Annotated in this window: 23 protein-coding genes; 9 read left to right on the forward strand and 14 right to left on the reverse strand. The window is 63.5% G+C overall.

What is annotated here, in order from left to right:
* Nucleotides 1-3: 3 nt before the first annotated feature.
* From tkt to GGQ64_RS15130, 3 genes are read right to left on the reverse strand one after another with little or no spacing between them, the layout of a single operon-like run.
* Nucleotides 4-2034 (reverse strand): transketolase, encoded by a 2031-nt coding sequence (gene tkt, locus GGQ64_RS15120; protein WP_183805740.1) that lies wholly within the window; start codon nt 2032-2034, stop codon nt 4-6.
* 11 nt (nt 2035-2045) lie between these two features.
* Nucleotides 2046-2918: a phosphoribulokinase gene (locus tag GGQ64_RS15125; protein ID WP_183805742.1), complete on the reverse strand. Its 873-nt coding sequence runs from the start codon at nt 2916-2918 to the stop codon at nt 2046-2048.
* Between the two features lie 13 nt (nt 2919-2931).
* Nucleotides 2932-3981: a class 1 fructose-bisphosphatase gene (locus GGQ64_RS15130; protein WP_183805745.1), complete on the reverse strand. Its 1050-nt coding sequence runs from the start codon at nt 3979-3981 to the stop codon at nt 2932-2934.
* Between the two features lie 120 nt (nt 3982-4101).
* Here GGQ64_RS15130 and GGQ64_RS15135 point away from each other — a divergent pair, with 120 nt between their 5' ends.
* Complete coding sequence (locus GGQ64_RS15135; protein WP_183805747.1) at nt 4102-5046, forward strand: LysR family transcriptional regulator; 945 nt, start codon at nt 4102-4104, stop codon at nt 5044-5046.
* Nucleotides 5047-5082: 36 nt separating this feature from the next.
* Here GGQ64_RS15135 and GGQ64_RS15140 read toward each other — a convergent pair whose 3' ends face one another.
* The 5 genes from GGQ64_RS15140 to GGQ64_RS15160 all read right to left on the reverse strand — a co-directional run bounded on the left by GGQ64_RS15140 (nt 5083) and on the right by GGQ64_RS15160 (nt 9975).
* Nucleotides 5083-5895, reverse strand: a complete 813-nt coding sequence (locus GGQ64_RS15140) for a formylmethanofuran dehydrogenase subunit C (RefSeq protein ID WP_183805749.1) — start codon at nt 5893-5895, stop codon at nt 5083-5085.
* Nucleotides 5892-6800: a formylmethanofuran--tetrahydromethanopterin N-formyltransferase gene (fhcD, locus tag GGQ64_RS15145; RefSeq protein ID WP_183805751.1), complete on the reverse strand. Its 909-nt coding sequence runs from the start codon at nt 6798-6800 to the stop codon at nt 5892-5894. The genes GGQ64_RS15140 and fhcD overlap by 4 nt, the downstream gene beginning before the upstream one ends.
* Nucleotides 6788-8419, reverse strand: coding sequence for a formylmethanofuran dehydrogenase subunit A (locus GGQ64_RS15150; RefSeq protein ID WP_183805753.1), 1632 nt, complete (start codon nt 8417-8419; stop codon nt 6788-6790). The genes fhcD and GGQ64_RS15150 overlap by 13 nt, the downstream gene beginning before the upstream one ends.
* On the reverse strand, nt 8413-9468 hold the full coding sequence (locus tag GGQ64_RS15155; protein WP_183805755.1) for a molybdopterin-binding domain-containing protein: 1056 nt from the start codon (nt 9466-9468) through the stop codon (nt 8413-8415). The genes GGQ64_RS15150 and GGQ64_RS15155 overlap by 7 nt, the downstream gene beginning before the upstream one ends.
* A 114-nt stretch (nt 9469-9582) precedes the next feature.
* Complete coding sequence (locus GGQ64_RS15160; protein ID WP_183806383.1) at nt 9583-9975, reverse strand: 4a-hydroxytetrahydrobiopterin dehydratase; 393 nt, start codon at nt 9973-9975, stop codon at nt 9583-9585.
* 112 nt (nt 9976-10087) lie between these two features.
* Between GGQ64_RS15160 and GGQ64_RS15165 the strand changes: the two genes are divergently transcribed.
* From GGQ64_RS15165 to fae, 7 genes are all read left to right on the forward strand, one after another.
* On the forward strand, nt 10088-11074 hold the full coding sequence (locus GGQ64_RS15165) for a beta-ribofuranosylaminobenzene 5'-phosphate synthase family protein (RefSeq protein ID WP_183805757.1): 987 nt from the start codon (nt 10088-10090) through the stop codon (nt 11072-11074).
* A gap of 118 nt (nt 11075-11192) precedes the next feature.
* Nucleotides 11193-12089, forward strand: coding sequence for an NAD(P)-dependent methylenetetrahydromethanopterin dehydrogenase (locus tag GGQ64_RS15170; protein WP_183805759.1), 897 nt, complete (start codon nt 11193-11195; stop codon nt 12087-12089).
* The gene (locus GGQ64_RS15175; RefSeq protein WP_183805761.1) at nt 12067-13194 is read left to right on the forward strand and encodes an ATP-grasp domain-containing protein; all 1128 of its coding nucleotides are present in this window, start codon (nt 12067-12069) and stop codon (nt 13192-13194) included. The genes GGQ64_RS15170 and GGQ64_RS15175 overlap by 23 nt, the downstream gene beginning before the upstream one ends.
* Nucleotides 13191-14150 (forward strand): methenyltetrahydromethanopterin cyclohydrolase, encoded by a 960-nt coding sequence (gene mch / locus GGQ64_RS15180; RefSeq protein ID WP_183805763.1) that lies wholly within the window; start codon nt 13191-13193, stop codon nt 14148-14150. The genes GGQ64_RS15175 and mch overlap by 4 nt, the downstream gene beginning before the upstream one ends.
* On the forward strand, nt 14143-15075 hold the full coding sequence (locus GGQ64_RS15185) for an ATP-grasp domain-containing protein (RefSeq protein WP_210300268.1): 933 nt from the start codon (nt 14143-14145) through the stop codon (nt 15073-15075). Before mch ends, GGQ64_RS15185 begins: the two co-directional genes overlap by 8 nt.
* Nucleotides 15072-15935 (forward strand): triphosphoribosyl-dephospho-CoA synthase, encoded by an 864-nt coding sequence (locus GGQ64_RS15190; protein ID WP_183805765.1) that lies wholly within the window; start codon nt 15072-15074, stop codon nt 15933-15935. Before GGQ64_RS15185 ends, GGQ64_RS15190 begins: the two co-directional genes overlap by 4 nt.
* 156 nt (nt 15936-16091) lie before the next feature.
* Complete coding sequence (fae, locus tag GGQ64_RS15195) at nt 16092-16598, forward strand: formaldehyde-activating enzyme (protein ID WP_183805767.1); 507 nt, start codon at nt 16092-16094, stop codon at nt 16596-16598.
* Between the two features lie 242 nt (nt 16599-16840).
* On the opposite strand, the gene GGQ64_RS15200 is transcribed toward fae, so the two are convergent.
* Nucleotides 16841-17542, reverse strand: a complete 702-nt coding sequence (locus tag GGQ64_RS15200; protein ID WP_246422690.1) for a HisA/HisF-related TIM barrel protein — start codon at nt 17540-17542, stop codon at nt 16841-16843.
* A gap of 29 nt (nt 17543-17571) precedes the next feature.
* Here GGQ64_RS15200 and GGQ64_RS15205 point away from each other — a divergent pair, with 29 nt between their 5' ends.
* The gene (locus GGQ64_RS15205; RefSeq protein ID WP_183805769.1) at nt 17572-18639 is read left to right on the forward strand and encodes a hydantoinase/oxoprolinase family protein; all 1068 of its coding nucleotides are present in this window, start codon (nt 17572-17574) and stop codon (nt 18637-18639) included.
* 21 nt (nt 18640-18660) lie between these two features.
* On the opposite strand, the gene GGQ64_RS15210 is transcribed toward GGQ64_RS15205, so the two are convergent.
* The 5 genes from GGQ64_RS15210 to GGQ64_RS15230 are packed head-to-tail and all read right to left on the reverse strand — an operon-like array spanning nt 18661 to nt 22963.
* Nucleotides 18661-19224, reverse strand: coding sequence for a DUF447 domain-containing protein (locus GGQ64_RS15210; RefSeq protein ID WP_183805771.1), 564 nt, complete (start codon nt 19222-19224; stop codon nt 18661-18663).
* Nucleotides 19221-20618, reverse strand: a complete 1398-nt coding sequence (locus GGQ64_RS15215) for a DUF6513 domain-containing protein (RefSeq protein WP_183805773.1) — start codon at nt 20616-20618, stop codon at nt 19221-19223. Before GGQ64_RS15215 ends, GGQ64_RS15210 begins: the two co-directional genes overlap by 4 nt.
* Complete coding sequence (locus tag GGQ64_RS15220; RefSeq protein WP_183805776.1) at nt 20611-21162, reverse strand: flavoprotein; 552 nt, start codon at nt 21160-21162, stop codon at nt 20611-20613. The genes GGQ64_RS15215 and GGQ64_RS15220 overlap by 8 nt, the downstream gene beginning before the upstream one ends.
* Nucleotides 21159-21797 carry an amino acid kinase family protein gene (locus GGQ64_RS15225; RefSeq protein WP_183805778.1) on the reverse strand — a complete coding sequence of 213 codons (639 nt, stop codon included), beginning with the start codon at nt 21795-21797 and terminating at the stop codon, nt 21159-21161. Before GGQ64_RS15225 ends, GGQ64_RS15220 begins: the two co-directional genes overlap by 4 nt.
* The gene (locus tag GGQ64_RS15230; RefSeq protein ID WP_183805780.1) at nt 21794-22963 is read right to left on the reverse strand and encodes a (5-formylfuran-3-yl)methyl phosphate synthase; all 1170 of its coding nucleotides are present in this window, start codon (nt 22961-22963) and stop codon (nt 21794-21796) included. Before GGQ64_RS15230 ends, GGQ64_RS15225 begins: the two co-directional genes overlap by 4 nt.
* Nucleotides 22964-23042 lie beyond the last annotated feature (79 nt).

Raw genomic sequence — 23042 nt, forward strand, 5'->3', positions numbered from 1 at the left:
GGTTCAGTCTTTGCCCGATGCCCGGGCGACGAGTTCGAGCGCCGTTTCCACGACAGCCCCGGCGGTGATTCCGAAATGCTCGTAGAGGCCGGCGGCCGGCGCGCTGGCGCCAAAACCTGTCATGCCGATGAAGACGCCGTCCTCGCCGAGATACCGATCCCAGCCGAGACGGACGGCCGCCTCGATGCCGATCCTGGGCGCCGTTCCGAGGATAGCCTTGCGATAGTCGAGCGGTTGCCGCTCGAAGAGCTCCCAGCAGGGCATGGACACCACCGCCGCGCCGATGCCGTGTTCGGACAGGAGCGCATCGGCGGCGGCGCAGGCGATTTCGACCTCGGAACCGGTTGCGAGCAGGGTGACGGACGGCGGCTCCGAGGTCGCGCGCAGCACATAAGCTCCACGCGCAGAAAGGTTTTCTTCGCTGTCGGCCGAGCGGCCCATCGGCAGGTTCTGGCGCGACAACACGAGAAGGCTCGGACGATCACGGTCCTTCAGGGCCAGCTCCCAGCATTCCGCCGTCTCGACGATGTCGCAGGGGCGGAAGACGTTGAGGTTGGGCGTCGCTCGCAGCATCGCCAGATGCTCGACGGGCTGATGGGTCGGTCCGTCCTCTCCAAGCCCGATCGAGTCATGCGTCATGACGTAGATCACCTGCTGCCCCATCAGCGCCGACAGGCGGATCGCTCCGCGGGCATAGTCGGAGAAGACGAGGAAGGTGCCGCCGTAGGGAATGAAGCCGCCATGCAGGGCGAGGCCGTTCATCGCAGCCGCCATTGCGTGCTCGCGGATGCCGTAATGAATATAGCGGCCGGCATAGCTCCCCGGCCTGATCGCTTCCATGCCCGCCGTGAGCGTCAGGTTGGAATGGGTCAGGTCCGCCGAGCCACCGATCGTCAGATCGGTCGCGGCGTTGATGACGCCAAGCACCATCTCCGAAGCCTTGCGGGTCGCGACCTTCGTCGCGCTTTCCCGATGCTGCCTACGGAACTCGGCAAGCGCGCCGAACAGCGAGGCCGGAATCTCCCGGTCAATGGTCTCCAGGAACGCCGCGCCCTCCGGAGCAGCGGCAACCCGGTTGAGCCATGTGCGCCGTTCCGCCGCTCCACGCGCAGCAGCGTCGCTCCACCGCTCCAGAATGGCCTCGGGAACCTCGAACGGTGCGTGATCCCATCCCAATTCCCGTTTCGCAGCCGCGACTTCACTTTCGCCGAGCGGCGCTCCGTGGGTCTTTTCCGACCCCTGCAGATTGGGTGCGCCCTTGCCGATGATCGTCCGGCAGGAAATGAGTGATGGCTTGCTCGAAGCCCTTGCCCGGGAAATCGCCTGGCCGATCGCATCGAAATCGTGCCCGTCGATCTCCTGCACGTCGAAGCCTGCCGCCTCGAAACGTGCGAGTTGGTTCATCGACGTCGAGAGGCTGGTGGGACCGTCGATCGAGATGGAATTGTTGTCCCAGAGCACGATCAGCCGCGACAGCTTCAGATGGCCGGCAAGGTCGATCGCTTCGTGGCTGATCCCCTCTTGCAGGCAGCCGTCGCCGGCGATGACATAGGTGTAGTGATCGACGAGCCCGTCGCCATGGCGTGCATTGGCGATCCGTTCTGCGAGCGCCATGCCGACAGCCGTGGCGATGCCCTGCCCCAACGGGCCGGTCGTCGTCTCGATGCCGAGTGCGTGGCCGTATTCCGGATGGCCGGCGGTCCTGGCGCCGAGCTGACGGAACCGCCGCAGTTCCTCGACCGTCATGTCCTCATACCCGATCAGGTAGTGGAGGGCATATTGAAGCATCGAGCCGTGGCCGGCCGAAAGGACGAAGCGATCGCGATCGGGCCATTCGGAATGGGACGGATCGATCTTGATGAAGCGGCCGAACAGAACTGTGGCGACATCCGCCATGCCCATCGGCATGCCCGGATGGCCGGAATTGGCCTTTTGAACACCGTCCATGGCGAGCGCCCGGATCGCATTGGCCATGTCGGATTCCGTCACCGCTGCGGACGCGGCTTCTTCCTGTAGCTGAAGTTGCGAATTCATTGCTTTCCTCCTCACGAGGCGCGGGTTTTACGTTCGATCAACTGCATGATCAGGGGTGTCAGGATCAGTTGCATGGCGAGATCGAGCTTGTTTCCCGGCACCACGATGGAGTTGGCGCGCGACATGAACGAGTTGTTGATCATCGACAGCAGGTAGGGAAAATCGATGCCGCGGGGCCTGGCGAAGCGGATGACCAGCATCGATTCGTCAGGGGTCGGAATCCAGCGCGCAATGAAGGGATTGGAGGTGTCGACGATCGGCACCCGCTGGAAATTGATGTCCGTCTGCGTGAACTGGGGCGTGATGTAGCGGACATAGTCCGGCATGCGGCGCAGGATGACATCCATGACCGCCTCCGTGGAATAGCCGCGCGCCTCCCGGTCGCGATGGATTTTCTGGATCCATTCGAGATTGATGACGGGCACGACGCCGATCTTCAGATCGGCATGGCGGGCGAGGTTGACCTTGTCGGTCACCGCGCATCCGTGCAGCCCCTCATAGAAAAGCAGATCGCTCGGCCCAAAATCACGCCATTTCGTGAAGCTTCCCGGAGGGGCATCGTAGCGGGCGGCCTCCTGTTCGTCGTGGACGTAGGTGCGGGTGCGGCCGGTGCCGTTCCGGCCGTATTCCTCGAAGACGGATTCGAGGATTTCCAGCTCGTTGGCCTCGGCGTTGAAATGGGTGAAGTTCGGATTGCCGTTCCGCTCCTCCTCGGCGACCTTCTCCTTCATGGCCTGCCGGTCGTAACGGTGAAACGCGTCGCCTTCGATGAAGGCCGCTTCGATCTGCTCGCGCCGGAAGATCTGCTCGAAGATGTTCTTGACCGAGGTGGTCCCGGCGCCGGACGAACCGGTAATCGAAATGATGGGATGCCTTGTCGACATTGCCGTCTCCCCGTCAGGCCCTGAACAGACCACGGTTGCTGAAGAGCGGCGCCCGCTCGGCGATGTTGCTGGGTTCGGTATGGTAGCGACCGATACGTGCCACCTCCCGCGCCGAGCCGAAGACGAGGGGAACGCGCTGGTGCAGGCTCCGCGGCGTCAGGTCGAGGATGCGATTGATCGTGTCGGTGGCGGCCCCGCCTGCCTGCTCGATGAGGAAAGCGATCGGGTTGGCTTCGTAGACCAGCCGAAGCCGGCCTTCCGCATACCCCCTGCGGCTGTCGCCGGGATAGAGATAAACACCGCCGCGAATGAGGATGCGGTAGGCGTCGGCGGCAACGGCCGCGACCCAGCGCATGTTGAATTCCCTCTCGCGCGGTCCCTCCGTCCCCTTCAGGCAATCATCGACGTAAAGCCGGACGGCCTCGTCCCAATGGCGGTAGTTGGCCGTATTGATCGCGAACTCCTGCGCCCGCGCCGGAATGACCAGGCCTCCGTGGGCCTGGACGAACACGCCGCCTGCCGAAGAAAAGACGAAGATGTGGGTGCCGCTGCCAACGCTCAGGACCAGCGCAAGCTGAGGACCATAGATGAAAAAACCGGCGGCGAGCTGGGCGTCTCCTCCCTGGAAGAAGGAGGCGCTGCGCTCGCCGACCGGATCGCCAGCCTTTGGGAGGATGGAGAAGATGGTCCCGATCGGGGCGTTCGTGTCGATATTCGAGGAGCCGTCCAGCGGATCGACGGCGACGGCGAGCGGGGCCGCCGGATCGAGAAGAACAGCGTCCTCGAGCTCCTCGGAAGCGTAGAGGCAAACAGGCGCCTGCCGCATGGCATCGATGAAAAGCGCGTCGGCCAGGAGGTCGAGTTCCTTCGGAACATCGCCGCTCGGACCTGCATGGCCGCGACCCTCGGCAACGGCCTTGCCGAGCGGACCTTGTTCGATGGTGCCGCACAAGGCGACGGCAGCAGAGGCCAGTCGCCGAACCGTGAGGCTGACCGCTTCGCCGAGCGGTGCGCCGCTTCCGACGTGGGTATCCAAAAAGGCGTCTAGTGTCGGCGAAGTCATGGCCTACCTCCCTGCCCGCTCCTCACTGCCTCGGACATGGCGGGCATCGAACCAAGAAACCGAGGCTAAGTAAAATTTAATCTGTTTACGGGCCTCATAAATATCCTTAAGTTGGCATTCATGAGAAACCTGACGCTCAGGCATCTGCGTGCGACGCAGGAAATCGGCAAGCAGGGGACGATCGTCCGGGCCGCCAACGTCCTGGGGCTCACGCCCTCTGCCGTCACCATCCAGCTCAAGCAGATCGAGGCGGATGCCGGAATCATCCTTTTCGACCGGACCAACGATGGTGTGCGTCCGACGGCGGCGGGCCTCGCCTTCATCGAAGCGGCTCGCTCGATCGAGGAGAGGCTGCGCCAGTTGGACGACGAGATCGACGCCATCAAGGAAGTGCGTAGCGGTTCGCTCGCGCTCGGCGTCGTCTCGACGGCGAAGTATTTCGCACCAAACCTGATGGCGACCTTCCGCAAGAGCCATCCCGGCATCGCCGTTTCGCTTTCGATTGGCAACCGGGCGGAGATTGTGGCGAAGCTGAAGAACCACGACGTGGACATCGCGCTGATGGGGCGCCCGCCCAAGGACATGCCGCTGCATTCGGCGGTGTTCGGGGACCATCCGCTGGTGATGATCGCCCCGCCGGATCATCCCCTGGCCAAGAAGCACGACATCACCAAGGAGGAGATCGCCAGGGAACATTTCCTCGTTCGCGAGCCCGGATCGGGCACGCGCATATCGCTGGAGATCTTTCTGGGGGAGATTCCGGGCCGGATCGACGATCTGGGCACCGAGATGTCGTCGAACGAGACGATCAAGCAGGCCGTCATGGCGGACCTCGGCATAGCCTTCATCTCGGCGCATACCATCGCCATGGAACTGGAGTTCGGCAAACTCGTCACCCTGGATGTCATCGGCATGCCGATCCGCAGGCAATGGTTTTCGGTGATGCGAACGGACAGGACCGTCTCTCCCGCCATGAACACCTTTCAGGTCTTTCTGCGGGAGAGAGGGGCTCAATGCCTACCCTTCTTCGACAAGCTTTATCCGATGCTGCAGCAGCCCCGCTGACGATCGTCGCTCGACCTCGAACCGGGCAATCACGGCTCAACCTCGCGCAAACATGATCTCACCCTTGCCCAGCACGGCATTGTCCCCGCCGAAGCGGAACGGCCTTGGGCCAAGCAGCGGCCGGTCGAGGATCCCCTCCTCCATCAGATAGCGATCGAACAGGGCCGGAAAGGCGATCTCGACACGACCACAGTCGACGAAGGTGGGAGAAAGTTCGGCGGGCTTCAGATCGAACAGAAGCGACCCGCGTTTCATCAGGTGACCGGGATAGCGGCCGACGCGGCCGGTAGCGACGATCGTGCCGGCAATCATGCCGAGACCTGCATGGTCGCCGCATCCCTTCAACAGCGCGATGATCCCTCGCCGCATCCTCTCGCCGGCACGATCGCCGGCCTTGCCGCGCACGATGACCAGGCCTCCGGACATGCCGTGGATCTCTCCCGCCATCGGTCCGCCGACGCCCTCGCCGGCATCGCCGTCGATTTCGATGCGCCCGTTCTTCATGCTGGAGCCGGCCTGCACTCCCGCCTTGCCTTCGATCTTCAGCAAGCCGCCGGCCATGCGGCGGCCGGCGCGGGCTCCGACATCGCCGGCGACGCGGATCCGCCCGGCCGTCATTTCCGTTCCGACGCGGTCGAAACGCCCGCTGCCGCCGGAAAAGACGATGTTGGAGGCGTCCGTCCCCGTGATCTTGAAAATATCCCCCGCCGCGACTGGGCGCCGGCTGGTTCCGACCCGCAGTTTCGCGATTTCTGCAGGCGTCATCCCGGCAAGCCTGTCGGGGGTCAGCCCCGACAGGTCGAGCCTTTCCTCCGGCTCGTTCCGCAAGGTGAAGGTCAGCGGCGTCATGGCAGGAGGTCCTTCAGGTGATAGTGGAACTTGCCGAGCTTGCCGCCGTAGTTTCCCGCGCTGATGCGCAAGGCGCCGCGCCTGGGTCCGAGATCGATGACGGCCTTCAGCCCCGCCCGCATGGCCGCAGCCACCGCGTCGTTCGTCTCGCCGTCGATCACGACCTCCAGGACCGCGTTGATGTCCGGACCGAGCGCGCTCTTGACGACCCCGCGCAGCGTCGGCGCATAGGCGTCGTTGGTCGAAGCCATCATGCCCTTGTACTTGCCGCCGACCTTCGAGCCGGACCGCACGATGCCGCCGGGGAACGGCATGATGGCGCCGGGGACCTTCTCGATCGCCGCCACCGCGCGCTCGGCAGCCGCCAGCGCCTTTCCGGCATCGGCAGCGAGCAGGAGGAAGTTTCCTCCGCCGACCGCCTCCTTCGTCAGGCCGGTCTTCGCCTCGCACAGGAATTCGCCGTCCATGACCGGCACGCGCCAGTAGTGCTTGCCGCCGAACTTCTTGGAGACCTGCCAGCCGTCGCCGAAATAGCGCAGCGACGATCCGAGATCGAGCGACGCGCTTCCCTGAAGTCCTGCGAAACAGGCGCTGCCGGGCGAAGTGAGCACGCATTGGCCCAATCTGGTCTTCAACTGCTTCTGCAACTCGTCCGTTCCCATGGCGAAGATCATCACCCGGCAGCCCGGACGGCCGTCCGGCGTCTTCGAGGCGGGGATGTCGATATCGATGGCGGCCTCGCAGCCGCAGCCGATGACCGAGGTGGCAAAGCCGGTCATGGTGATTGCCGCCTGGCGCGCCCATTTCAGCGTCGGCGCCGTGATGATGATCGCGGTCGCACGCATGCCGAACGCCTCCGCGAAGGTGTCGTCGATCGTAATGCCGTTGCGTGTCAGCTCCTGCATGCGACCTCCGCAAAGGGGTTCTCGCGGGAAATCGCCGTTTCCTGGAACGTGAACCAGTCGAGCGACAGCCCGTAGCGATCCTCGTGATAGGCCTGCATGCGCCTGACGATCCCCTTGTCTGGAGGCGGATTGAGGCGCAGCGTCTTTCCCCAGCGATAGTGCGTGACGACGCCGTCCTCGACGACCAGATCGCCGTTCTTGAACACCAGAGCGGCGTCGGCGAACATCTTGCGGACGTCCTGCCCCTTCCGGTAGACGGCGATATCGGCGATCGCACCGGGGCCGAGATGACCGCGGTCGTCGAGCCCGAGCAGCTTTGCCGGCGCCGCTCGCGTCATGACGGCGATCTCGTCGAGCGAGTATTCGCGAGAGATGGAGGCAAGCGTGGTCAGCTCCAGCGCGGACTGGTCGAGCTCGGCCATCTTCGCGTCGCGGGCATCGCGGCGCATCAGCAACTCGAACAGGTCCGGATAGGCCGTGAAGGGTGCGCCGTTCGGATGGTCGGTGGTGAAGAAGACCCGCCACGGGTCGTTGATCAGCAGGAACAGTTCCAGCCCCACCGCCCATTGCAGCGAGCCATAATAGTCCGGGCGATAGCGATAGGGCACGATGCCGCCGCCATTGCCGTCGCCGTCGATGAGGATGGACTTCTTCGGGTTGGCGGTGCGCATTCCCGAATATTGCCGCGTGACGTCCGAGGAGATCGTCACGGTCTGGCCGAACATCACCTGGCCGACGTCGATCGTCACATCCGCATTTCCGTTGACCAGTTCGGCGAGACGGGCCGCCTCGGACGAGAAGCCGCGCTTGCCTTCGGTGCCATAGCCGTAGAACTGCAGATGGGCGAGATGAAGCGGGCGGCCGTCCGCCGCGCGGATCGTCTCGGCTGCCGTCGTGGCATTGCCCGCGATACCGAGGTTGTTGGCATGGACATGGAGGGGATGGGGAACGCCGAGGCGGCCGACGGAGGCCTGCAGCGTCTCGACGATCGTGCGGGAGCTGACCCCGTAGGACGGAACGACATCGTCGAAGGAGAAGCGGCGGACGTTCTCCTTGAAGGCGGCCGCAGCACCGGCGTTGATGACCTTCACGCCAAGCGCCCTCGATGACGACACGGTCCAGGCCACGTAGTCGTCGATCATGGCCGGCGAGGCGTTGTCGCGGATCATCGACAGGAGGAAATCATCGTTGCCGAGGATCGCGAGCGTCGCCTTGTCGATGATCGGAATGTCGGCAAGCTCCATGTGGGTATGAAGAGCGCTCGATGGAGACATGGCCGGCTCGACCACGGTTGTGAACCCCATCTTCGCGTAGAGGCAGCCGGTGTTGAAGGTCGACCATCCGGCATTCGACAGCGGCGTATTCAGCGGGCGCCTGAGATGGGCGGCATGCTGCTCCGGCAGCAGGAGCCGCGCCGTATTCACGTTGCCGCCGCCGATATGGGAGTGGATGTCGATCGCACCGGCCATGACGAAGCAGCCGGAAACGTCATAGGTCTTGTCCGCCCGCTTCGAGACCGGCTTGTCTACGATGACGCCGTCCTTGATCCAGACATCGCGCCTGCCGGCCAGGCCATTGACGGGATCCACCACCTCTCCACCGGCAAGACGGATCAGCATGGCATGTCCTTGCCGGTAAGGGCATGCTGGAGATGGCTCACGATCGTGCGGACGCTGGGAAGATCGGAGGGCGTCGTCGCCGCAACGGATCGCAAGGTTCCGATGCGGCTCGCATAGACCACGCCGTCATGATCGAGGCCGGCCTTGCCGATCCGGATGGTGGCCGCGGCACCGGCGACCGGCCGCTCTCCCCTCACCAGCGCGATCGTCGGCGGGCCGCCGCGTCTGGCCGGCGGCGCCTCGTCGCGCTCCGAAACCCACAAGTGCAGGTCCGCCTCCTTCTGTGCAATCATTCGGTCCACGTCGCAAAGCCAGGGGTCATAAACGGGCGAGCCGGTCGAAAAGCCGGTTCGCGGCGGGAAGCCCGTCATCCAGGTCGATGCCAGGACCATGCCCCAGGCATCGTCATCGGCAGGCAGGAAGAGAGCCGTCGCGCGCTGCGTCTTGTTGATGTCGGCCAGCATGCCCTGCAGCATCGCCAGGCTGGGGACATCGGTGAGGTGCGAGCAGACGAAGACCGGAAAGCGGGCCTTCGCCATCGCGCTCAGGAAGGCATCGGCATTGGCGAGCGCGGCAGATGCCTTTCTCGCAGCCAGCGACGCCCTGAGGATCCCGAGCACTGCGTCAACGGGATAATCCGGCGAACCGACCTCGACAGCCTTCGGAAGCCGCAGTGGCCGCCCGCCGCCCGCAGACGCCGCCTTGCCGTTGATCTGAAACCAGCGCCGCCTGCCCCCGCCGGACAAGTCCGGCTTGCTGGCCGCAAGCGACAAAAGCAAATCGTGGTGGGCAGTCGGAAGGTCGCCACCGACAACGATGAGGTCGGCGCGGCGGCGTACCTCCGTCGCGGTCGCAAAGAAGCCGCCGATATCGGTGTGAAGCGCAACCTCGTGAACAAGATCGCGGCCATTCACGTGATCGTAGGTCGCCCCGACCCGCTCAGCCAGCGCGATCAGGCTGCGGCATCCATGGATATCCGAATCGAGGGAGAATACGGGGCAGCGGCTTGTCGCCAGAAGCTTTGCCACCTGCTCGATTGCTGCTGACAAAGGAACTGTCCGGCTGCCGATCCATGCAACCATCACACTCCGAAACTTTCTGGTGCCGCCCTGAACTTATCCGTTCTTCGTCAAATGTGAAGCCCGTCCGGCGAAAAATGCGGCCTAGCCGTCGTATTTCAGATAAGCGAATCGCTGATCGGCATTGGGTGTGCCTTCAAGAGCGCCGCCCGCCGTGCCCGGCTGCCATTGTACGACCTCCTCGATCTTCCTGGCGAGTTCGAAGTCCTTGTCGGTCACGCCCTTTGCGGCGTGGTTCACCAGCAGGACCTCCACCCAGGCATAGGACGCCTTGAGATCGGGATGATGCCAAGCCGCTTCCGCCAGATGCCCGACCGTGTTGATGACCATGAGCGTGGACTTCCAGCCGTGCGTCTTGTACTTGCGGCGAATCCAGCCGTTTTCGTAGCGCCAATGCGGCAGTTCCGCCTGCAGTTTCGACAGGATTTCCTCCTCCGAATAGACGCGTTCGCGCTTGCGTTCCTTCTCCTCGCTCATTGCAGATGCTCCTCTTTCGTTTTTCTCCCGGGTCGTGCCCAGGCTTGCGCTGGTTGCAAAATAGGTTACCATAACCGTGGGCCCGATAATCAAAAAGTTCAGAAGAGAACCGATGTCGGACTCCGTCTCCATTCATGTTCCTGGACGCTTGCACCTCGGATTTTTGGATATCCCCGGAAAGGCGAGTTCGCGTTTCGGCAGTATCGGTCTGCCTCTCGACGGCATATCGACCAGACTGGAGATATCGAAGGCGGCCGAAACCAGCGTTCATGGAAACGATAGTGGCCGCATATATGCCTATCTCACGGCACTCCGGTCCCATCTCAATCTTGCCGCCCATCACCGGGTCACGGTTCTGGACACCATTCCCGCCCATGCCGGGCTGGGATCTGGAACCCAGCTTGCGCTTGCCGTCTCCGCAGCACTTCGGACACTGCATAGCCTGCCATTCGACGTGCGCAATGACGCAGCCTTCCTGGGGCGCGGCGGGCGATCGGGAATCGGCATCGCAGCCTTCGACGAAGGCGGTCTCATCTTCGATGCGGGCAAGGCCCGGGACGATCTGACCCCGACCGTCATTTCCCGCATCCCGTTTCCGGGCGCATGGCGCGCCATCCTCGTTTTCGACAGTCGCACCCAGGGGATCCACGGCGACGCGGAAATCAAGGCATTCCGCACGCTTGCGCCGTTTGCCGCTGCGCATTCGGCTTCGATCTGCCGCCATGTCCTGATGGAGATCATGCCCGCGGTCATCGAGAAGGACATCGCGACTTTTGGCCATGCACTGACGGCCGTTCAGGAGATGCTCGGCGACTATTTTGCCCCGGCTCAAGGCGGGCGTTTCACCAGCCCGGTGGTGGAAGAAGCGCTCATGCGGCTCGGCGAATGCGGCGCCGTCGGCATCGGACAAAGCTCCTGGGGACCGACAGGGTTTGCCTTTGCGGAATCGCAGACGGCTGCAGAGCGGATCGTCGCCGACGCAGCGCTGCAGGATACCCAGACCACCATCCGCGTCGTCGCCGCCAGAAACCAGGGGGCGACGATCATGCGAAAGACCAAACCGCCCGAATTAGAGCTGGCATACAAGAAGAGCCTCTAAAGTCGGTCGCGATCGTTCAGAATCGCTCCCGCGCTTTGGATCTTTGATTTTTTGCGCATGTCGTCGTCACCAAGCCGCAACACACCTTTGCGCGACATGCTTTAGGGAAGGCAAACCAATGAGCCGGAAAACCATTCTCCATATGCTGACGCCGTTGAAACAGATGAGTCCGTTCGACGTCAACATGGCTCTCGATGCGGGCTATGACCATGTCATCCCCTATACGGAAGTGACACTCGCCGACGTGACCGGCCTCGTCCAGGACGCGATCTTTTCGCGCCCGCCGGATGCCGGCGTCGCCACCGGCGTCTTCCTTGCCGGACGTGATACGATCCTGGCACTCGACATGATCGATGCTGCCAGAAAGGCGATGGTGCCGCCTTTCGAGATTTCCGTGTTTGCCGACCCCGCCGGTTCGTTTACGACGGCCGCGGCAATGGTTGCCAAGGTCGAAACGGCGCTCGCAAAGCTGCACGATCGCAGCCTTGCCGGTACGAAGGTGACGATCTTCGGGGCGACCGGCGTCGTCGGCTATTGCACCGCCGTGATCTCGGCCAAGGAGGGTGCGGAGGTCACGATCGTGGGTCATGACGGGCCAAGCCGCGTCGGGCAGATTGCGGAGGCCGTCAAGGCTCGCTTCGGCGTCACGGTGAAGGCAGCCGACGGCTCGACGGAAGAGAAAAAGACGGCGTTGCTGACGCAGACCGAGGTGATCCTGGCAGCCGCCAAGGCCGGCGTGAGGGTGATCTCGGCCGAACAATTGCGCGCGGCGAAGCATCTGCTGGTCGCGGCGGACGTCAATGCCGTGCCGCCGTCGGGTATAGAAGGCCTGACAGCCAATGCAAAGACCGACAAGCTCGGCGAGACATCGGCGATCGGCATCGGTGCCCTCACCATCGGCAACCTCAAGTACAAGACGCAGTCCGGCCTGTTCAAGCAGATGATCAGCGCCGAAAAACCGGTCATCTACGATTTTCAGGATGCTTTCGCCCTTGCCCGCAGCATCGAAAAGTAACCCCGCCATCCTGATCGCGGCCATTTCCGGTCGATCGCTTGCGGCAGCAGCGCGCCGCGCGGGCTACAGGCCGCTGGTCGCCGATCTCTTCGGCGATTCCGACACGGTCGCCCTCGCCGACCGGACAGCACTGCTTGCCGGCAGCATCAGCGACGGGATCGACAGCGAAAAAGTGGCAGGGATACTGGCGACGCTGGCAGGCGACGAGGAGCCGATAGCACTGGTCTACGGCTCGGGCTTCGAGCGCCGGCCCGATGTCATCGACACGCTCGGGCGTGTCCTGCCGATCGCCGGAAACAGCGCTGCCACGGTCAGGGCGGTCAAGGACCCCGCCGCCCTGTCGCAGCTCTGCGATGGCCTCGATATCCCCCATCCGGCGATCCGGTTCTCTGCTCCTGAACGACCGCAGGAGTGGTTGATAAAGCTTGGCGGCGGGGCCGGCGGATCGCATGTCAGGCCGGCCGCGACGGTGCCGCTTGAAGAAGGCCACTATTATCAGAAGCGCATTCCCGGACGCAGCATCTCGGCCCTGTTTCTGGCGCAGGACGGTGCTGCCCGCATCATCGGCTTCAGCCGGCAGTGGTCCTCGCCCTCGCCGACATCGCCATTTCGCTATGGCGGCGCGGTGCGGCTCATGCGCTTCGACCGGAACAAGAAGGTCAAGATCGGCCGCTGGCTCGACGGGTTGGCGCGCCACACCGGGCTCGTCGGCCTTTGCAGCGCCGATTTCATCGATGGACCGGACGGCCTGCATCTGATCGAGATCAACCCGCGACCGGGCGCCACGCTCGACATCTTCGACAGCGACACGGCACCGCTCCTCAACGCGCATCTGCGCGCCGTGCGCGGCGAAAAGATCGCCGTGCCGACGTATCGAGGGGCCGCGGCTTCGGCGATCGCCTACACGCCTCACCCTATTGGCCGTTTCCCCGACATCGAATGGCCGAGCCTGACGGCCGACCATCAAAGCCCGGGTTCCGCGCTCGACGCCGGTGATCCCGTTTGTACCGTCCTGGCGCAAGCGCGATCGGCCATTGCCGCGGAACGCGCCGTCAAACGTCGTATCACCGAAGTAGCGGAATATTGGAGGGAGGGATTCCAATGAATAACGGAAAGGCTCATCTCAACAGAAACGCGCAGCGGATCGTCGATCAGATCATTGCAGACGACGAACGATTCGGGATCGCCTATAGCCGCGGGCCGCTGGGCGAACATCTCATCGATGCGGGCGCCGCGAGTTCCGGGGGGCTTGAAGTGGGGCTGCGGATGACGGAGATCTGCATGGGCGGTCTCGGCACGGTCTCGATGGCGCTCGATCGCAACAACGGAAAATGGCCGCTCAGTGTCGCCGTCCACTCCTCGCAGCCGGTCCTTGCCTGCCTCGCCAGCCAATATGCCGGCTGGCGCCTGACGCACGAGAAATATTTCGCCATGGGCTCCGGGCCGGCGCGCGCGCTCGCGCGCGTGGAACCGCTGTTCGAAGAGATCGCATACAGAGAAACCGATGCCTCGACGTCCGTTCTTCTGCTGGAGACGGACAAGCCGCCGCCGACTGCCGTCGTGGAGAAAGTGTCGGCGGCGACGGGGCTTTCGCCGGATGCACTGACCTTCATCTACGCCCCGACGCAAAGCCTTGCCGGCTGCGTGCAGATCGTCGGCCGCTCGCTGGAGGTCGCCCTTCACAAGGCGCACAGCCTGCATTTCCCGCTGGACAATATCGTCGACGGGACCGGGTGCGCGCCGGTTCCGGCTCCCCATCCCGATTTCCTGCAGGCCATGGGACGGACGAATGATGCCATCATCTATGGCGGGCTGGTGCAATTGTTCGTTCGCGGCAGCGCAGCCGCCGCGCGGGACCTCGCGGAGCAACTGCCGAGCAGCAGGTCGCGCGACTACGGGCAGCCCTTTGCGGAGATCTTCAAGACGTTCAAGGGCGACTTCTACGCGATCGACCCGCATCTCTTCAGCCCGGCCGAAGTGATCGTCACGGCGGTCGAGACAGGCGAAACCTTTCGTGCCGGTGAATGGAACATGCAGATGTTGGAGCAATCCCTTGGCTGAACAGGTGCCGACGTCCGACAAGATCCTCATCGTTTCCGACAAGCCGGACAGACAAGTGAAACAGTTGCGGCGCTCCTTCCGGGACGGCGGCTGGGAGACGATCTTCTGCCCGCTCGCCGATATCGCCTTCGACACGCGATATCCCTCGGGCATCGCCATCCCGGACCTCGACGGCGCACTTCCGGCCGGCGTGATCGTCCGGTCCATCTCGGCCGGCACGTTTGAAGCGGTCACGCGGCGCCTCGGCATCCTGCACGCCCTCACCCATCTCAAGGTACCGGTCTGGAATTCGGCCAGGGCAATCGAGCGATGCGTCGACAAATCGACCACCACGTTCTTTCTGGCGAATGCCGGGATACCGACGCCGCAAACCTTTGCCGTCGAAGGTCCCGACAACGCGAAGGCCATCGTCGAGCGCGAAATATCCCACGGCCCGCTGGTGCTGAAGCCCCTGTTCGGCTCGCAAGGGCGCGGAATCAGGCTCATTCGCTCGATCGAGGACCTGCCCAATCCCGACGAGATCGACAATGTCTATTATCTGCAGCGGCTTGTGGTGCGGAGCGGGCCACCCTACCGGGACTACCGGATCTTCGTCAGCAATGGCGAAATCCTCGGCATGATGGAACGCTGCGCCGACGGCTGGATCACCAATATCGCGCGGGGTGCAAAGGCGAAGCCGGTCACAGGGCCATTGCGCCAGAAGCTCGAGGAACTCGCGCTTGCCGCGACTTCGGCAGTCGGCGCCGATTTCGCGGGCATCGACATCGTTCAAGGGTGCGAAGGCAATCTGCTCGTGCTGGAAGTCAACAGCATGCCCGCCTGGACCGGCCTGCAGTCCGTCGTCCCCGTCCGTATCGCCGATTGCCTCGCCCGGGCGATGCTCACGCTTGTCGATCCGGACATGAAGGAAAGACCCGCCGCATGACGCTGACGCGGCAGCAGATCCTGACCGCTTACCTCGATGCCTGCCGTGCCGAGATCGACGCCCTGAAACCCGGCAACGTCCACCGCTTTTCTGACGGTCACCGCATGAGCGCGGACCAGTTTCTCGAAAGCGCTGCCGTCAGCGCGCCGTGGATCTGCGAAGGGGCTGCATCGGTCGGCCGGCGTATCCTTGACGCAGTGAGGGCCACGCGCGAAAAGGTGGGAACGAACACCAATCTCGGCATTCTCCTGCTATGCGCGCCGCTCGCCAGGGCGGCGGCAGTTGCTGCCACGGATTTTTACGGGGACCTGCTTCGGACACTGAAGGACATGGATGCGGACGATGCCCGCAATGTCTTTGCCGCCATCCGGCTCGCCAATCCCGGAGGGCTGGATACCGTCGAGGAACACGACGTCAGCCAGGAGCCGACGGTTTCTCTGATGGAAGCCATGGGCATGGCCGCCGATCGCGACATGATCGCGAGGCAATATACGACCGGTTTTGCGGACATCTTCGCCGACGGCCTGTCGGCGTGGCAGGAAGCGACCGACCGGGGCGAAGAAGGCATGTGGCCGACGGTCTTCGTCTACCTTCACTTCCTGTCGACATTTCCCGACAGCCATGTCGGGCGCAAATACGGCATCGATCTCGCCTGCGAAACCAGAAGCGAGGCGGAGACGATCCGTCAAAAGGTAACGGACGAGGCGAACCTGTCGAGGCGAGAGGCAGTCCTCCTGGCCTTCGACAAGCGACTGAAGGACAGGGGTATCAATCCGGGGACTTCCGCCGATCTCACGGTTGCTACACTTTTTGTCCGCAGCATCAAGTCCGCCTTGCATAACCACGACTTAAATGCTTGAATTTGGACGGCGAACAAACCACTCGCTGCTATCTGGCCAACCGACCCAGTCAAGGGTGCTGTGAACAAGGATAGCTGTCCATCGAGCCTCATGTCTCGTGGTACGGCTTCTTTGGACAAAGCATTTTTGACATACGGTACAAGGGAGGAATTGTCCGTGGCAAAGATTAGCAAGGTAATGGTTGGTGAGTCCCTCGTCGGCGAGGGAAATGAAGTCGCTCATATCGATCTCCTGATCGGACCGCGCGGAAGTGCGGTGGAAACGGCATTCTGCAACGCTCTCACGAACAACAAGGACGGGTTCACGTCGCTCTTGGCGGTCATCGCACCGAACATGGCGTGCAAGCCCAATACGATCCTGTTCAACAAGGTCACCATCAAGGGTGCCAAGCAGGCCGTGCAGATGTTCGGCCCGGCACAGCATGCGGTAGCAAAGGCTGTGCAGGACAGCGTCGCCGAGGGCATCATCCCCGTCGAAGAGGCCGACGACATCTTCATCTGCGTCGGCGTCTTCATCCACTGGGAAGCCGACGATGACGCCAAGATCCAGGAATACAACTACAAGGCAACGAAGGAAGCAATCGAACGCGCGGTTACGGGCAAGCCGACCGCCGCCGAAGCAACCGCCCAGCGCGACAAGGTCAAGCACCCTTTCAGCGCCTAGACAGGAAGCAATCCCGCACAGAGCGAGCCCCCCGTGGAAACAGGTGGCCTGTTGCGCCGATTGTCGAGACTTCTAGGCTTCAACGGAACACCGTCGTCCGGCACGAACAGGTGACGACGACTGCGTTTCGGCTTCTGGCCGGAAGAGCGGGTGGGGCTCGTGCATGAGCCCTGCCCCAATCGACATACCTTCAGGAAGCTCGGAATTCCGGGAGAAAGGGCAAGCTCTTCTCCCGATTGGTCTTACACGCCCATGAAAGCGGCGATTTCGGCTGCGCCAAGCTCGCCGCTGTGCAACGACGTTGCCACGAGCGCACCTGCAATGCCGATGTCGCCCAGCCGTTCCAGATCATTCGCGTTGCGGACCCCGCCGGCGGCGATGATCTCGCGGTCTCCGGCAACCTCTCTGATGGCCTGCAGGCGCTCGAAGTCGGGACCACGGCGCGCGCCCACCTTGTCGAGGGTCATCACGATCACCCGCTTTGGCCAGAGGCCAGGCTGCGACAGGATGGCCGGCGGCCCCATCAGGGCGTCGTTGCGAAAATCGAGGGAGAGGATCAGTCTCGGATGCGCCCCGAGCGCTCCCAGAAGGTCGGTATTCGCCTGGCTTTCCGAGCCGAGAACCACGGATATCTGCGAACTGGCAAGCGCCCGCTCTATATCCCTTGCGCTTCGAAAGCCCGCATCGAGCCAGACCTCGGGCCTTGGCTGCAGGAAGGTCAGCGCGTCGGCGTTCGCAAGCGGGTCCGAGCCCTTCTCGATGGCATCGAGATCGGCGACGTAGAAGGCCGGGAACGGGTGGATTCGCCGCAATCCTTTGGCAACGCTCCTGATCGCCGCGGTCGGGCTCAGCGGCGTCTCGATCGGCTTATAGGCATCGCGCAAGCCCATCTGCGCGCGCATCACACGGCCGTCTTTGACGTCGAGAACTGGAATGATAAGCAATGGTCGAACCTCAGCGAAACGATGATCCCATGAAACCCCGAACTGCAGCCGAAGGAAAGAAAACACTTTTCGGCTGGGACATCGGCGGCGCGCATCTGAAGATGGCGCGGGTCGAAGGCGGCCGGGTAACGCAGGCCCGGACAGTCAAGGCATCGATGTGGCTCGGGCTCGACGAAGTGCGCGAAGCGCTGGGCCAGTTGCGGCCACTTTTTCAGGGCGATGCGAGCCATGTCTTCACGATGACCGGCGAGTTGTCGGACGGCTTTCCGTCGCGGGAGGCCGGCATCCGCCAAATCCTGGACTTCATCGCAGAGGAGTTCGGCCGCGACGACGTCTGGATCTACGCCGGCCGTTCCGGTTTCGTGGCCCTCCCCCATGCTTACGATCTCGGCGCCGACATCGCTTCGGCCAACTGGCATGCGACGGCCGAATTGAGCGCCGCAATCACCGGCGACGGCCTCTTCGTCGACATGGGCTCGACGACGACCGATATCCTGGCGTTCCGGAACGGCCGTCTCTGCAATGACGGCTATTCCGATGCGGAACGTCTGCTGACGGGCGAACTCGTCTACACGGGCTTTACGCGCTCGGCGCTGATCGGCATCGCCGAGCGCGTTCCGGTCCGCGGCACGATGACGCCGTTGATGAACGAATATTTCGCCAACACGGCCGATCTCGGTCGCATTCTCGGAACGCTGGACGAGGCCGACGACCATTATCCCGCGGCCGACCGCAGGGCCAAGTCGCTTGCCGGTTCCATCGGGCGGATCGCCCGCATGGTGGGTCGCGACAGCTCCGATCTCGACGAGGGCGAATGGATCGATATCGCGCGCTGGTTCAGCGAACACCAGTTGCGCATGATCCACGACGGCGCATTCAGGGTGGCGGCCAATGCGAAACTGGACAGGAACGCGCCGGTCGTGGGTGCAGGGATCGGTCGGCCGCAGATCATGCAGCTCGCAAAGCGGCTGGAGCGCCCCTATGTCGACTTCGGCACGCTTGTCGAAGCCTCATCCGAGGCGGCAGGGAACGAGGCAGGCAAGGCCGCGCCGGCCGCTGCCGTCGCCCTGCTCTGGTCTTCGCGTCACATATCGTAGGCACGGGCATTCACGACCGCGTCAAAGCGTGGCGCGGTGCTTGTTCACCCGTTCCATCAGCCAGTCCCAGGCCTGCCGCTCATCCGGTCCCGAGGTCTTGTCGATGGCGATCGTCAGATAGGCGATCTCGGCATCGATCTTTTCCTTCGGCAGCATATGCAGCCTGCTCACCAGGATCGCGAGTTCCAGGACGGCCGCCCTGGCGCGGTTCATCCCGGTAAAGGGCGCATGCGTGGCCTCAGTGACCACCTTGCAGAAATAGCGGGGACGCATCTCGTCCTGCGTGACGGACGCGACCTGCAGAACGGAATGGCTGAGTGCGGCCGCAAGTCGCGGGACGGGGCAACCTTCCACCGCGACCACCGGCCAATCCCGTCGCCCTGTGAGGCAGCCTGCGAAAATCCGCATGTCGTCCGTATAGTTGGCGATGGCAAACGGCACGGCGGCGAGATTTTCCAGGGTCGTGGAGGGCCGGAACGGCGCGATGACCCATCCGTCGTCCTGCGCGATGATCCCGAGCGGGGCGATATGCACCCGGCCCTCGGTACTGACCGTCGTCACGATCGTTTCGCGAATGTAGCTCATGCGCCGTCCTTCTTCGCCCGCAGCGTATGCCCGGCCTCGGCAAGGCGGGTGCGATCCTCGCGCGTGCGCGGGCTTGCCACGCCCCAGGCAAGGGGTTCGTCCTGCGAGTAGCGCTTGCCCAGTTTCCAGGCGGTCTCCGCCTTCATCAGTTCGGCCCCGAGATAGAAGGCGTGCGCGCCGTCGTGGGCGACGTTGAGGTGCGGAAAGAGATCGAAAGCATCCGTGGCCGTCCAATGCCCCTGATTGTTGAAGATATGAATGCCATCCGGCGCGGTCATGATGCGAAAATTGGCGTCACGCACGCTGTCAGCCAGAGCCTCGATATCGGCGATGCTGCCGGCAAAGGGCGAGCGGTCGTGGATCTGCAGGAGGCCCGCGTCATAGCCGCGCGGCAGCGCGTGATCGTGCCGTGCCGCGAACATGATGCGCCGCGCCAGGTCATGCTCCTCCACCGTACGCACCGTATGGGGGCTGACGTTGACGACCAGCACGTTCTTGATCGCAAGCTCCGAACAGAGGCCCGTCAGGATCGCCGTGACCCCGGACGAATCCGCATCGGTCAATTCGGTCAGGTTGCCGGTGCCCATCATCATCTCGACGTCCGGCCAGCGGCGATGGGCCTCGACGAAACGTTCGAGAGACGCGGCAAAGCCGAAATGGATCGGATCGAGAACGGGGTCGGCGATGAAGGATATGCCGGCTTTCCGCGCCGCATCGATGGCACGTCCGAGCGAGTCGAGATCACCGGGCACGGCCGGAACCAGGACCGGCGTCGCCCTGGAACCGGCGGCGATGCCGATGGTGTTCTCGTTGAGGCTCAGGAGATAATCGACGCCCGAGCGGGCGGCGAGCGCCAGTTCATCGGGATCGGCGGAATCAACGCTGACGCAGAGCCCTTCGGCCTTGAGCCGCCCGATCGCGTCTTCCAGATGGGCGAAGGGCGTGTCGGGAAGACAGCCGAGATCGATCACGTCCGCGCCGGCAGCGGCAAGGGCTTTGGCTCGTAGCATCAGGTCATCCAGCGAAAGGGTCGATGCATCGACGATCTCTGCGAAGATGCGCATGTCGTGGCGCGAGAGGTCGGGCGGCTTTCCCGCGCGGCCAAGATAGGCGGGCAGATCCGCAACCTCGTCCGGTCCGCGGACGAAAGGCATGCCGAATGTGTCGCTCAGCCGCTCCAACGGCCCCCGGAAGCGGCCGGGCAGCACCACCCGGTCCGCCTTCAGCGGCCGCGGCAGGCGCCGGCTGACGATCTCCTCCGTCATCAGGGCGGCGACCTTCACGCCGATATCGATGATATCGTAGGTGAAGGGGGTCGCTCCCAGCCCGGCGAGAACGTTTTCGAGCCTGGCCTTTGCCAGGTGTCCGGTCAGGAATACGAGATGCTCAGCCACGGCCCTCGACCACTCCCTTCCTGCGCGCCACCGCCAGCTTCAGATCGGCAAAGGATTCGACGACTTCGGTCAATTCGAAGGCCTTGAGACGTTCGGTGTTTTCCAGATCGATCGGCCGGGGATAGACTTTCACCATCCCGTGCGGTGCCATCGTCTCCAGCTCGGGCGCGGTATCGCAGGCGAAGACGATCGACGGGAGGCGGCATTTGCCGGCCTGCGCGTAGACATTCGTGGCGATCGTATCGGAAATGCCCGCCACGCATTTGGCGACCGTGTTCGACGTGGCAGGCGCGATCACCACGCTATGGTAGACGCCGTGATAGAATTCACCGACGGGAACCGCGCTCGCCGTCTTATCGTGGAGCACGCGCGTCGTATCCGGAAAATCGAGCTTCAGCCCGTACATCCGAAGCACCTCGTCCGCGGCCTTCGTCACGAAGACATCGCAATGGTCGAGCGTGCGAATCAGCTCGAAGCACTCGACGAAGAAATGGCCCGATCCGGTCAGGACCCAGGCCCAGCGCGGCGTCTGCAGCCGCGTCATCGGTGCTCCCCTCCTCCGGTCGCCGCGCGTATTCCGACGCGGGATCCCGGTATGCTGCTCATGGGCAGATCCGCCAACTGCGTGCGCAGCGACGATGGTCCGGCAATATGCAAGCTTGTCTCCTCCCCAAGCAATTCCGGCAGCATCGCATCCACCACGCCCATGTCAACCAATGCCGGCAAACCCTCCGTAAGGGCTTCCGGGTCGACCTGCTTGCACAACAGCAGGTGCCGGCTGCCGATCTGCCGGCACAGCCAGGCGGCCAGCGAATCGGACGTGACGTTCCAGGACGGCGCGATGTCGGCATTGCGGGTCATCTGCGAGGCAAGCCACACCGGCACGCCGCCTTCCGCAAGGATCGCCTCGAACTCGGCGGGTGAACGGGCCGGCTGGAGGCGCGGATGGCGTTCGGCGATGACGATGCCGAACTGTTCCATGGCGAGAATGGCCATCTCATGCGCTGCGGCATCGGAGAAATGCATCTCCCTTTGCGCGACGCGCACCTGGTCCGCAAACGGCCCGCCGCCCGGGACGATCACGAGCGGCAGGGTCGCCGTGGCCAGCACGGCAATCCATTGCTCCATCTCGATACGGCCGGCCGTGCTTCCGCCAAGCTTGACGACCAGCGGCGTCATCCCCCTTTCCTTCCTCCGTCGGTTGACGCCACGACGCGGAGCGGGACCTGCGACCGGTAGCTATCTCTTTTCCGCTCGATCTGTACGCCGACGCCACCCGGACCGAGTTCCAGCTTCTCCGCCCGCACGACCACGCGGGCGACACGCGGATTCTCGAGAATGAATGCGGCCGTCTGCTCGACAAGCGTCTCGACCAGGTCGACATGGCCTCGCCCGACAATGGCACGGATGCCGTCCATGATGAGGTCGTAGGAAACGATGTGGTGCATATCCTTCGGATCGCGGGTCACGCGCAGCACGTCCGCCGTCACGTCGAACCGCACCTTTTGCGGTTTGCCGTGTTCGAAGCTGTAGGCACCGATGTGGACGGGCAGCACGAAATCCCGCACGAAGATCTGGTCCGTGCCGAGATCCTCGTCCGCCGAACCGGGGAAATAGCCGCGGGCTGCGAGAAGGTTGAGATCGACGCCGGGAGACTTTTCGGCCGGCTGCTCACCCGGAATAAGCGCGCGAATCTTCGCCGTTGCTTCGGCGTCGATATCGGCATTCCTGGACATGCCTTCGCAGAGCGCGCCCCGGAATCCGAGGTAATCCGGCTTGCTCGGCAGCAGTCGTGGAATGTCCGGCGCCTCCAGCGATCCCGCAAGGCCGACCATCAATCCGTGCCGGTGCCCTTCGGCGACGAAATCCGGAATGTGGTCCGGCGTCATATGATCCAGCAGGCGCCCCTTCGATTTGTCGTCGGTATCCAGCATGATGCCGTAGAAGCCGGCTTTGGCGAACGATGTCATGACGTCCTCCTCGTATCGATGATCGGCAAAAAGGACGGCGATCAGCTTCTTCCGGCCGGCCACATCGGCCAGGGCCTCCACGCCCGCCGCGATGGGAGAGGACGGAAGAAATCCGATCTTGATGAAATCCACACCTGCCGCGGCGATCTCCTCGACCTTTGCCCGCAGCGCTGCGGGATCGCCGGAAAATTCTCCGCAAGCCGCGCTGACAAGCCTCTTGCCGGCGACGAAGGCGACCACGTCCTTGATGTGGCGAATGTCTGCCGATCCAAGCGCTCCCCGCGCCGGATCCTTGAGATCGATGATGTCCGCTCCCGCCTGCAGGACGATCTCCGCCTCCTTGCGATCTTGGACGCTGGCCAGCATCAACGTCATAGGACGCCTCCCGACGCACCACATCGTGTCCGGTTGTGACCAGAAAAGATGAGTACAAGTATTGAGATTATCGGGGATT

Origin of the sequence: Mycoplana azooxidifex, from assembly GCF_014196765.1 — a bacterium.
GTDB classification, from domain to species: Bacteria; Pseudomonadota; Alphaproteobacteria; order Rhizobiales; family Rhizobiaceae; genus Mycoplana; species Mycoplana azooxidifex.